Origin of the sequence: Streptococcus sp. DD11, assembly GCF_001578865.1 — a bacterium.
In the GTDB taxonomy this organism is placed as follows: domain Bacteria; phylum Bacillota; class Bacilli; order Lactobacillales; family Streptococcaceae; genus Streptococcus; species Streptococcus panodentis.
In genome coordinates this window covers 259,241-271,074 of record NZ_KQ969393.1, presented here as the reverse complement: position 1 = coordinate 271,074, position 11,834 = coordinate 259,241, and the positions used below count along the sequence as shown (strand labels likewise).

At 51.6% G+C, this 11,834-nt stretch carries 8 protein-coding genes and 2 pseudogenes; all 10 read right to left on the bottom strand.

The window, feature by feature from the left end:
* Positions 1 to 294: 294 nt before the first annotated feature.
* Positions 295 to 1,913 (bottom strand): annotated as a pseudogene (ftsY, locus tag STRDD11_RS04605) (signal recognition particle-docking protein FtsY).
* Between the two features lie 3 nt (positions 1,914 to 1,916).
* Complete coding sequence (locus STRDD11_RS04600; RefSeq protein ID WP_128835847.1) at positions 1,917 to 2,735, bottom strand: Cof-type HAD-IIB family hydrolase; 819 nt, start codon at positions 2,733 to 2,735, stop codon at positions 1,917 to 1,919.
* Positions 2,735 to 3,529: a Cof-type HAD-IIB family hydrolase gene (locus tag STRDD11_RS04595; RefSeq protein ID WP_128835845.1), complete on the bottom strand. Its 795-nt coding sequence runs from the start codon at positions 3,527 to 3,529 to the stop codon at positions 2,735 to 2,737. The genes STRDD11_RS04600 and STRDD11_RS04595 overlap by 1 nt, the downstream gene beginning before the upstream one ends.
* Position 3,530: 1 nt before the next feature.
* The gene (gene smc, locus STRDD11_RS04590; protein WP_128835843.1) at positions 3,531 to 7,067 is read right to left on the bottom strand and encodes a chromosome segregation protein SMC; all 3,537 of its coding nucleotides are present in this window, start codon (positions 7,065 to 7,067) and stop codon (positions 3,531 to 3,533) included.
* The gene (rnc, locus tag STRDD11_RS04585; protein WP_128835841.1) at positions 7,058 to 7,756 is read right to left on the bottom strand and encodes a ribonuclease III; all 699 of its coding nucleotides are present in this window, start codon (positions 7,754 to 7,756) and stop codon (positions 7,058 to 7,060) included. The genes smc and rnc overlap by 10 nt, the downstream gene beginning before the upstream one ends.
* A 363-nt stretch (positions 7,757 to 8,119) precedes the next feature.
* Positions 8,120 to 9,661: an ABC-F family ATP-binding cassette domain-containing protein gene (locus STRDD11_RS04580; protein WP_128835839.1), complete on the bottom strand. Its 1,542-nt coding sequence runs from the start codon at positions 9,659 to 9,661 to the stop codon at positions 8,120 to 8,122.
* A 200-nt stretch (positions 9,662 to 9,861) separates the two neighbouring features.
* A pseudogene (locus STRDD11_RS04575) lies at positions 9,862 to 10,170 on the bottom strand (hypothetical protein).
* Between the two features lie 13 nt (positions 10,171 to 10,183).
* Positions 10,184 to 10,876, bottom strand: a complete 693-nt coding sequence (locus tag STRDD11_RS04570; protein ID WP_128835837.1) for a 5'-methylthioadenosine/adenosylhomocysteine nucleosidase — start codon at positions 10,874 to 10,876, stop codon at positions 10,184 to 10,186.
* Between the two features lie 185 nt (positions 10,877 to 11,061).
* Positions 11,062 to 11,475, bottom strand: coding sequence for a cell wall synthase accessory phosphoprotein MacP (gene macP, locus STRDD11_RS04565; RefSeq protein ID WP_128835835.1), 414 nt, complete (start codon positions 11,473 to 11,475; stop codon positions 11,062 to 11,064).
* Positions 11,476 to 11,487: 12 nt separating this feature from the next.
* On the bottom strand, positions 11,488 to 11,834 hold a 347-nt coding region (locus STRDD11_RS04560), incomplete at its 5' end, for an NUDIX hydrolase (RefSeq protein WP_164828377.1).

Below are 11,834 nucleotides of genomic sequence, written 5' to 3'. Positions count from 1 at the left end.
ATACTCCTAAAAACGACAAAAAGCCTTGAGAAAACAAATTTCTCAAGACTTTGTCTACAATCTGAAACTACTAATCCTTATTTGGTTAGTAGTTTTTTCTGTCTTTTTATACGGTATCTTCCAAAAGATCCATCCCTCTGTGGGTGAGGACACAGCTATCATGGGAGTCTGTCCCACTCTCAGCATCTCACTGCCTAGTCTGATTGCAACTTTCACTGAATCTGAAATCTCCTTGATGAGCACCGGCTCTGCCTTTGTCCATTTGCCCTGTCAAAAATAGAGGTTCTTTACGGATTAAATCAGGCCCTCAAGCAGCCCTTTCATAAAGTTTTCTGAATGGAACTCGCCAATGTCATCAATCTTCTCACCAAAACCAATCAGTTTGACCGGAATATCCAATTCCTGACGGATAGCCAGCACCACTCCGCCTCGAGCCGTTCCATCGATTTTGGTCAGAACGATACCTGTTACTGGTGTGATTTTAGAAAATTCCTTGGCTTGGACCAGAGCATTCTGACCGGTGGAAGCATCCAGAGCCAGAAAGGTCTCATGCGGAGCTTCTGGATCTACTCGCTTGATAATACGGCCAATCTTCTCCAGCTCTGCCATGAGATTGTCTTTATTCTGCAGGCGGCCGGCCGTGTCAATCATGAGAATATCTACCTGCTCGGCCTGAGCTCGTTCCATCCCGTCATAGACCACGCTGGCAGGATCAGACTTTTCAGGCCCGGTCACAACCGGCACATCCACCCGGCGGCCCCATTCAGCCAGCTGGGCAACAGCTCCGGCCCGGAAGGTATCGGCCGCAACCAGCATCACTTTCTTGCCCTGCTGTTTGTATCGATAGGCCAGCTTGCCGATAGAGGTCGTCTTGCCGACACCGTTGACTCCGACAAAGAGCATGACCGTCAGACCATTTTGAAAATTAATTTTCTCGTTGAAACGGCCGTCCTTTTCATAAATATCGACTAATTTTTCAATAATCAGCTGACGCAGAGCAGCTGGTTTTTAGCATTTTCCAGCCGCGCTTCATAGCGCAGCTCCTCCGTCAGACTAGAAGCCACCTGTACACCGACATCGCTGGTAATGAGCAGCTCTTCTAACTCTTCAAAGAACTCTTCATCGACCGAACGGAAATTGGCAAAGAAGGCATTGAGCCGGGCACCGAAACCGGTACGGGTCTTTTTCAGACTGCGGTCATACTTGTCCTGAACCGTTTCTGCCGGGCCGTCCTGCTGCTCTGCTGCGGAGGCAGACTGGCTTTGAGCCTGCTCCGACACTTCCTGCTCCGGCTGTTGGTCTGCCGCTGAATCGGATTCCTGCTCTGCTGACTGATCTGCCGCTGTCTCTGCCAAGACGCTCTGGCTTTGAGCCTGCTCCGACACTGCCTCCTCCTGGCTGCGGCTTGCTGCTTCTGCGATACGCGCCTGCAGGTCAGCATAATAGGCTGCCATCGCAGACGGAGCATCTTCTTTGTGCTCAGCCGTCGGAGCGGATTGATCTGCGACCGGATCAGCGGATTTTCGTTCTGCCTGCTCTCCTCTTTCAGCAGAGTCAGCACCTTCTCGGTCTGGCTGCTCTGAATTTTCTTCAGCTCCAGCTATGCCCTCGTCCGCACCTGCAGCTGTCTGGGTGGGACTCTCCTGCTCCGTTTCCGCTCTGTCTTTTGGAGCATAGCTGTGCTCTGCTTCGGATGCTTCTGTTTCCCTTGCAGCACCATCCAGCTCTTGACTGGAGCTCTCTTGCTCCTGCCCTTCCTGCTCTGCGCCGTTTTTTTCAGAAGCTGCTTCTGCTGCGGCGGCTGAGCCAGACTGTTCTGCTGCTTCATCCAGACTTTCCAAAGCTTCCTTGATACTATCTTCCAGTGCCGGTTCTTCTTTTTTGCGGCCAAACAGGCGATCAAACAATCCCATGGACTAATCCTCCTTCAGTACAAATTCTTCAATAGCCCAAGCAACGCCGTCTTCATCATTGGTCAGAGGCGCCACGACAGCAGCAGCCTCCTTGACTTCCGCTACAGCATTCTGCATGGCTACACCCAGCCCGGCCCATTCTATCATGGACAGGTCGTTGGCTTCATCACCGCAGGCCATGACCTGACTGCGATCCAGTCCCAGATGAGCAATCAGCTTTTCCAGTCCAGTAGCCTTATGGACATTCTTCGGTGACCACTCCAAGAGCATATCACGGGATTTGAAAATTTCATAGCGCTCAAAGAGCTCCGGTGAAATCTGCGCAATCCCTGCATCCAGCGGCTCCTGAGCATAGGCAGTGACACACTTATTGTAAGTCTGCTGGTCAGACAGGTCGCTATAGTCAATCGGCTCAAAGGTCAGAGCTGGATTGAACTTAGCATAAAGAGACTCCTGATCCGACTGAATCTGATAGACCAGCCCATCGCAGATAGCATCCAGAGGCAGACCCAGCTTCTCCGTCACTTCAAAAATCCTGGCCACATCATCATAGGAAAAGACTGTCTTATCCAGAATCTCGCCTGTATTGCGCTGAACCAGACCGCCATTGAAAGTAATGGTGTATTCATCTTTCTCGCCGTCTGTTCCCAGCTCGTGCAGAAAGAAATCCATCGCTTTGAGCGGCCGGCCGGTGGTCAGGACAATCTTGACTCCCTTAGCCTGAGCAGCCTTAAGGGCTGCCAGACTGCGCTCAGAAATCTTCTTATCCGAGGTCAGCAAGGTCCCATCCAAATCAAGTGCAATTAACCGAATATCCGCCATTATAAACCCTCCATATAGGTCATCACAGACTGAGCTGCATGATGTCCTATCACTTCCTTGGCCACTTCCAGAATTTCCGGCCGAGCATTTTCCGGTGCAATGGGGTGACCGACCACCTGCATCATGTGCAGGTCGTTGAGATTGTCCCCAAAAGCCATCACCTGAGACATTTCCAGATTCAGCTTTTTGGCCAGCTCAACGATGGCTACGCCCTTGTCCACATAATCCAAAACAATGTCAATGGATTTGTAGCCGGTCGTCATAGCCTTAACTCCTTCGATATGCTCATTGACCCAGGCCTCACCGGCAGCTACTTCCTCTTCCGCAAAGTTCGTGGTGAATTTGAAAATCTCATCCTCCACTTCTGCAAAACTGGTAACTTTTTGAATATTTTCATTGTAATGTGCACTGAAAGACAGATAAGTCGGATCCACTGTTTCCAGGACATAACAGCCATGCTTGCCGGTCAAAAGCAGCTCATTAACATTGATATAAGGACATTCTGTCAGCTTGTCAAAAACCCGCAGATAAAATTCCTGAGGCATAACGGCTTCATAGAGATCCTGACCGTGAAATTCAACCACACTGCCATTTTCAGCGATGAAAATAATCTCATCGCGGACTTCCTCAAAAAGCTTTTCCAGTGACAGCAAACCGCGGCCGCTGGCCACTGCAAAATACATGCCTTTTTCTTTGAACTGGGCCAACAGCTGCTTGAGACGGTCCATGTCAAACTGGCCCTTGCCGTCCAAAAAGGTTCCGTCCATATCTGTTGCGACTAATTTTATACTCATCTTACATACTTTCTAAATCTTTTAACTTGACCGATACAATCTTTGAGACGCCCGACTCCTGCATGGTCACCCCATAGATGGAGTCCGCAGCCGACATGGTTCCCTTGCGGTGGGTGACCACGATAAACTGGCTGTCCTTGTCAAAGCGGTTGAGATAGTCTCCGAACCGCTTGACATTGGCCTCGTCCAAGGCCGCTTCCACCTCGTCCAAAATGACAAAGGGAATGGTCTTGACGCGGATAATGGAAAAGAGCAGAGCCAGAGCAGACAGAGCTTTTTCACCCCCGCTCATAAGATTGAGAGACTGGATTTTCTTGCCGGGCGGCTGGACGGAAATTTCCACTCCGGCCGTCAGCAGATCGCCCTCGGTCAAGATCAAATCAGCAGCCCCCCCGCCAAACATCTGGCGGAAAGTCACCTTGAAGCTCTCACGAATCGCTTCAAAGGTTGATTTGAAGCGCTCTTTCACTTCATCATTCATCTCCTCAATGGTTTCAAGGAGGAGATTCTTAGCCGACAGGACATCATCCCGCTGGCTGTTGAGGAAATGAAGGCGGCTGCTGACTTCTTCAAACTGCTCGACTGCTTCCAGATTGACCGGACCCAGAGCACGGATGGCTTTTTCCAAGTCTTTGACCTGGCTTTCAGCTGCAGCCAGATGTTCCAGCGGCCGGGCCTGAGCAGCAGCCTCTTCAAAGCTGATCTGATAATCATCGGTCAGATTTCCTGCCAGACGGCGCAGCACATCTGTCACCTTGTCTTTTTCGGCCTCACCCTTGGCCTGCCTGCGAATCAGTTCTTCATTCTGCCGGCGGGCTTCTTCTAGGCGGCTGAGAATATCGTCCGACTGCCCCTCCAAATCCTCTGCCTCAAATTTGAGGCGGATGAGTTTTTGGTCCAGTTCTGTTTTTTCCTGCCGGGCTGCTGCCAGCTGGCTTTCCAAGACCGCAAGATCCACCTTCTGCAGACTGGACTGCTCTTTTTGCTCCATGAGAAGCTCCAGTGTCGCTCGGTCTTTGTTCAGGGCAGCCTGCTCCTCTTGCAAACGGGTCAGATCATTTTTTTCAAAGCGCTGCTGAGAAGACAGCTCTGTCCGCTGCAGCTTGAGGTCGGCCAGACTGGCCGACAGTTTGTCAAAGCGCGCCTGCACCGCATCTTTATTGGACTTGACCTGATCAATCTCCTCATTAATAGCTGACTTTTCCTGATCAATCTCTGTCAGACGGCCCTGCAGCCGGTCTTTTTCAGCTGAAATATCAAGCCCTGACTGACTGGCCAGTTCCTGCTCCTGCACTGCTTTCAGTTGGGTCAGGTCCTCCACCCGCTTGGCCAGCTGTTCATAAGCCAAAGCAGCCTTCTGCTCAGCCAAACGGGCCTGCTCGCCGTCAGTCTTGATGCTCTCCAAAAGCTGACGGGCCTGCGTCAGCTGGTTTTGCAGCTGCTGCACAGCGGTTTCCTGCTCTTTCAGGCTGGCATTTTTTTCTGCGATTTCAGCTTGGAGAGCATCCAGTTCGGGCTTGATAAAGATCGTATTGTTATTGCGGCTGGCACCGCCGGCATAGGAACCTCCGGTCCGCAGCTCCGTTCCATCCAAGGTCACCATCCGAACCTGATAGCGGACCTTGCGGGCAGCAGCACGGGCATGCTCCACTGTATCGAAAATGGCGGTTGTCCCCAGCAGATTTTGGAAAATACTGTCCAAGGCCGGATCGTAGGTCGTCAGTGAAGCAGCCAGCCCAAGAAAGCCTTCACTCTTTTCAATGCTGCTGCGGTTCTGCTCAGGCAGCTGACGGGCTTTAATGGTGGTCAGCGGCAGGAACGTTGCCCGGCCGGACCGGTTTTTCTTGAGAAATGCAATCGCTCTGGTAGCGGCAGCCTCATCCTCAACGATGATATTCTGACTGCTGGCTCCCAGCGCAATTTCCAGCGCGGTCTGATAATGCGAATCGAAGCTGAGCTTCTCGCTGACAGCTCCGACGATGCCGCCCAGACGGCCGGCCTCCTGCAGCACGCTCTTGACGCCGGCATAGAAATTGCTGTGGTTTTTCAAAATGGCTTCCAGACTGGCTGAACGGGCTTTCTTGTTTTTGATATCATCCAAAAGCTCAAACATAGAGTCCTGCTGGGCCTTGTAAGCAGCCTGCAGCTGCTCTGCCTCTGCAAGCTGGCTTTGGTAGTCGGCTAAAAGCTGCTGGAGGGCCTGACGGGCCGTTTCCAGCTCCTCTAAGCCGGCCTGCTCTGCTTCCTGACTGCTGGCCAAATCAGCCTGCAGCTTAGCATAATCCGCCTGACGGCTCTCTGCCTGCCGGAGTTCATTGGCCAGTTGATTTTCCAAAGAGGTCAGGTCATTGGAAAGCTCTGCTTCCTCCTGCATGAGCCGGACATATTTGTCCCGCAGATGCTCAATCAGCTGGTCCGGATCATCTGTAAAATCGGCCAGCTCGCTTTCCAAGGCAGTCAGTGCTCTTTCATTGTCCTCCAGCTGATCCGATAACTTTGTCAGTCCTGCCTGCTTGTCTTCGATACTGCCTGCAATCTGAGCCAGCTTTTCTGACAGACTCGCCAGGCGTTCTTCATTTTCCCGGCGGCTGGTGGCTGCCTGACTGGACTCCAGCTTAGAAAGGTCAATCTGACGCTCCAAGTCACTAATGAGGCGGGTCAGTTCCAGCAGGCTGGCCTGATCGTCAGCCAAGGTCTGATTGAGCTCATGGCGCCTGCTTTTCAGCTGCTGATTTTCCACTTCCAGCTCATCGCGCTTGCTGTAGTAGACCGCTAACTCCTGCTGGATCTCTGCCAAATCCTGCTCAGCCTGAGTCAGTCTGTCCTTATTGGCCGTCAGCTGGGCCACCAGCACATCCAGATAGAGCTCCCGGCGCTCTGCGTCCAAGCTCAAAAAGCGCTTGGCTGTCTCTGCCTGCTTTTCCAAAGGCTTGACCTGACTGTCCAGCTCGTAGATAATGTCTTCCAGCCGATCCAGATTGTCCTGAGTCTGGGCCAGCTTGCTCTCTGTCTCCTTGCGGCGGGTCTTGTATTTGAGAACCCCGGCTGCTTCTTCAAAAATAGCCCGGCGCTCCTCCGGCTTGCTGTTAAAGATTTCCTCTACCTTCCCTTGGGAAATAATGGAAAAGGAGTCCCGGCCCAAACCAGTATCCATAAAAAGGTCGTGAACATCGCGCAGCCGTACTTTTTTGCCGTCAATCTTATACTCGCTGTCGCCGCTGCGGTAAATATGGCGCTCCACTCGAATCTCGCTGGCTGCTTCCTTGATAAACTGGTCGCTGTTGTCCAAAACCACCACCACTGAGGCATAATTGAGCGGTTTGCGGGTCTCTGTTCCCGCAAAAATCACATCAGGCATCTTGCCGCCCCGCAGACTTTTGACGCTGGATTCCCCCAGCGCCCAGCGCAGACTTTCGGTGATATTGGACTTCCCAGAGCCATTAGGTCCGACAACGGCCGTCACTCCCTGATCAAAGACGACCTTGGTCTTGTCTGCAAATGACTTAAAGCCCTGGATTTCAATTTCCTTTAAAAACATGAATGACTTTCCTTTTCAAATGCATTTTTAGCAGCTTCCTGCTCAGCCAATTTCTTGGAGCGGCCCTGGCCCTGACCGGCCTCCCGGCCGTTAATGCGGACCGCCACCTCGAAATTCTTGGCATGTGCCGGTCCCGACTCAGAGATGACCTGATAAAGGATTTCGACATCTCCGTTGACCTGCAGCAGCTCCTGCAGCTTGGTCTTGTAATCGGTCACCCGCTCAAAATTCCCAGCTTCCACCTTGGGAATCATGACCTGATAAAGAAAGTCTTTGACAGTCTCCACCCCCTTGTCCAAGAGCAGAGCCCCTAAAAACGCCTCAAATAAATCCCCCAGAATGGTATCGCGGCTGCGGCCGCCTGACTTTTCTTCTCCGCGGCCCAGCTTCACATAGCGGTCAAACTGGCAGTCGCGGGTAAAGCCTGCCAGACTCTCCTCGCGCACAATCATGGAGCGGAGCTTGGACAAATCTCCCTCCGGTCTCTTAGGGTATTTTTTATACAAATACTCTGAAATAATTAACTGCAGAACAGCGTCTCCTAAAAATTCCAGGCGCTCATTGTGTGAAATTTTTAAGAGGCGGTGCTCATTGGCAAAACTGGTATGGGTAAAGGCCGTCTCCAGCAGACTGGCATCCGCAAAGACCAGGCCAAACTGTTCCAGCAATGCTCTTTTTAAATCTTCCATTATTCAACTAGATCATGCTCTCAGCCAAAGCGAGCAGCACGATTCCTCTCTTTCCTTTCCAAAAATAGTACAAGTACTATTATACCAAAAAACAGGCGCAAACGCACCTGCTGACAGCGATTTCTCTGCTTTTTATCACTTGCGCAACATTTCAAAGTCAATTCCGTTTGCCTCCCTGGGCTGGTCTTAGCCCAAGACAGATTTTTATGGCGGACTGAAGTCTGATATGCAAAGAAAACCAAAGATAAAAAGGGTTGAGAGTAAAGCCAGTGGGCGATAAATCCTCTCATCGGCTTACGATACTTGGATAAAAGTGATGAACTATCGCTTTGTTCTGGCAAAAAACTCTTAACAGAGCTGCTGCTAGGTCAGCTGATTGAAATCCCAGATCTGGTCCATCCAGCCTTCATAAAAATCAGGCTCGTGGCAGACCATGAGAATGCTGCCCTTGTATTCCTTCAGAGCCCGTTTGAGCTCCTCCTTGGCATCCACATCCAAGTGATTGGTCGGCTCATCCAGTACCAGCACATTGTGTTCCCGGTTCATGAGGAGACAGAGACGGACCTTGGCCTGCTCGCCTCCGGACAGCACCTGAATCTGGCTCTCAATATGCTTGGACGTCAGGCCGCATCTGGCTAAGGCAGCCCTTACTTCTGCCTGATTGAGGGCTGGAAAGGCGTTCCAGACAGCCTCCAGCGGAGTCTGACGATTGCCGCCTTGGACTTCCTGCTCGAAATAGCCCAGCTCCAGATAGTCGCCCCGCTCGACTTGGCCTGCAATCGGCGGAATAATGCCCAGCAGACTCTTGAGCAGGGTCGTTTTTCCAATCCCATTGGCCCCGATAATGGCGACCTTCTGATTGCGCTCAAAGGTCAGGTTGAGCGGCCCGGTCAGCGGCCGGTCGTAGCCAATCTGCAAGCCCTCTGTCTGAAAGATAAAGCGGCCCGGTGTGCGGGCAGGCTTGAAGTCAAAGGAAGGCTTGGGCTTCTCGCTCTGCAGCTCAATCAGATCCATCTTATCCAGTTTTTTCTGGCGGGACATGGCCATATTGCGGGTCGCCACGCGCGCTTTGTTGCGGGCCACAAAATCCTTAAGATCCGCAATTTCCTTCTGCTGGCGCTCATAGGCCGCTTCCAGCTGGGATTTCTTCATTTCATAGACTTCCTGAAACTGGTAGTAATCGCCGGAATAGCGGGTCAGACGCTGCTGTTCCACATGGTAGACGATATTGATGACCTCATTCAGGAAAGGAATGTCATGGGAGATGAGAACAAAGGCATTTTCGTAATTTTGCAGGTAGCGCTTGAGCCAGTCAATGTGCTCGGCATCCAGATAGTTGGTCGGCTCATCCAAGAGCAGGATATCCGGTTTTTCCAGCAGAAGCTTGGCCAGAAGCACCTTGGTCCGCTGGCCGCCCGACAGCTCCGTCACATCACTCTCCATGCCGTAGTCCATGACCCCCAGAGCCCGCGCGACTTCGTCGATCTTGGCATCCAGCGTATAGAAATCCCGGCTCTCTAAACGGTCCTGCAGCTCACCCACTTCTTCCATAAGAGCATCCACATCCGCACCGTCTTCGGCCATGCTCATATAAATCTCATTGATCCGGCTTTCTGTCTTGAAAAGCTCATCAAAAGCCGTCCGCAGCACATCACGGACAGACTGGCCCTGCTCCAGCACAGCATGCTGGTCCAGATAGCCAGCCGTGACATACTTGGACCACTCAACCTTGCCTTCGTCCGGCAGCATTTTGCCCGTCACGATGCTCATAAAGGTTGATTTTCCCTCACCATTGGCGCCGACCAGACCGATATGCTCGCCCTTGAGCAGGCGGAAGGACACATCCTCAAAAATAGCCCGGTCTCCAAAACCGTGGCTGAGATTTTTCACTTCTAAAATACTCATTTTGCTCCTCTTTCATTGATTGCAGTTCCTTGATTATACCACCAAAAGGGATTTTTTGGCAAGACAGAGTCATTTATCGTCACTTAGTTTATCTTTTATACTCTTCGAAAATCTCTTCAAACCACGTCAGCGCCGCCTTGCTCTATCTGCCCACCAGACTGCACGATAAAAGCGGGCCCCCGGTGCCCGCTCTGTTTCTTCTAGTTCAAATGATGGGTGTGCTTGGTAATCCACTGGGTTAGCTTGATATTGAGCCAGAAGCCATAAATCCCAAAAGTAATCAGGGTCAAGAGCCACCATTTTATTCAATTTCCGAAAAGCTGCATCGCGGTCCCGTCGAAATAAAGGCGGTGCCCATCGATGACCGTGTGCTTCACCTTCCAATTATACAGGATACACAGGCTCCAAGGAACACAGATGACCAAGGTCAAGGCAGCAATCAAAACCGCTAAAATGACATGGCCAATGTAGGAAAAAAGGCCCCCATCAAAATAAGATTCTTTACCCACAATTTCTCCTTCTCTATACCAGCTCTTTTAAAAACTGAATCAGGGTTTCCGCAGAACGTTTACCAGCATGATGGATAAATTCATCAAAGGTCATATTGGCATCATGGCTGGCCGTGTCACTCATGGCCCGAATGACCATAAAGGGCAGACCGACCGAATGCGCAGCCTGAGCAATAGCTGCGCCCTCCATCTCGACAGCCAAGACATCAGGGAAATGCTCCTTGATGCGGTCAATCCTGTCCTGACCGGCGATGAAACTGTCGCCTGTTGCAATCAAGCCGACCCGGCTGGTCTGCTGGGTTTTGTCCAAAATCTTCCGCATTTCAGATAGCAGATAACGGCTGGCTTCATAATAGAGCGGCTGACGGGCCATCTGACCGTAGTCATAGCCAAAGGCGGTCACATCAACATCGTGGTAGACCAGACGGTCGGCTACCACGACATCTCCGACAGCCAGCCCTTCTGCTACCGCACCGGCTGAGCCGGTGTTGATGACCACTGTCACCTTAAAATCATTGACCAAAACCGCCACACTCATGGCCGACATAACCTTGCCAATCCCGCTTTCGACCAGAACCACCTCATGGCGGCCGATAGAGCCCGTATGGTAAACATGGCCTAAACGCAGGTGCTTCTGATGATTTTCCAGATGCTCCAGCAGAACCTTCAGTTCCTCCGGCATAGCCGCAATAATTCCAATTTTCATGACTTCTCCAATTACATTTTAAACACTTCTATCCTCAATCCATCTCAGAAGCCTCCTCTGCCAGACAGCGGGACAGGCTCTGCTCGCCGGCTGATGCGAACCCTTATCGGATGAGCTGCTATCCAGCTGACAAAAAAGAGAGGATTTCTGAATCAGTCTATCCTATTTCTGCTTTTAATGGGCACTTACAGCCAGATAATGGCCGCAATCAAAATCGCCAGCAGAATCACCACCCAAAACAGAATTTTATTGAGCTTAGCCTGAAAGATACCGCGTTTCTGATTTTCAATGCGGCGGCTCTTGGTCACCGTCGGATCCACCTCGATATGCAGAGTCTCATCTGTAAAGCCTTCCTGCTGGGGCTGTTCCTGATAGCCAAAAGCAGCCTGCTGACCGCTGGGTTCCTCATAGCCAAAGCGGCGGCTCTGAGGGCTCTGGTAGCCAAATTGACTATCCTGCCGCCGGTCCTGATAGCCCAAAGGGCTTCTGCTGGTTGAGATAATCTTCGTTTCCTCATCATCCATGAGAGGCGGTCCTGAAATATCCTCGCCGCGGTTGGCCCGCTCAATCATTTCATCCGTTAATAAAGCTTTTCCCATTGTCTTACGTTCCTATTTGTTCATTTTTGCTTCCCAGTACTGCAGAGCCATAATGGTCTTGGCGTCGCAAATATCCCCGCTTGCCAGCAGTTCACGCGCTTCCTCCAAGGTCACTTCAACAATCTCCAGCGTCTCATCCTCGTCCTGGGGCCGCGGATTGTCGACCTTTGTCAAATAGCTGGCGCTGTACAGCTTGATTTTTTCATTGCAAAAGCCGATAGCAGAGTAAAAGTCATAAACCAGCTCCAGCCGGCCTCTATAGCCGGTCTCCTCTTCCAATTCACGCAGAGCCGCTGCCTTGGGGTCGGCATTTTCCCCCAGCTCGAGCTTGCCTGCCGGAATCTCGTAAGACGTCGCTT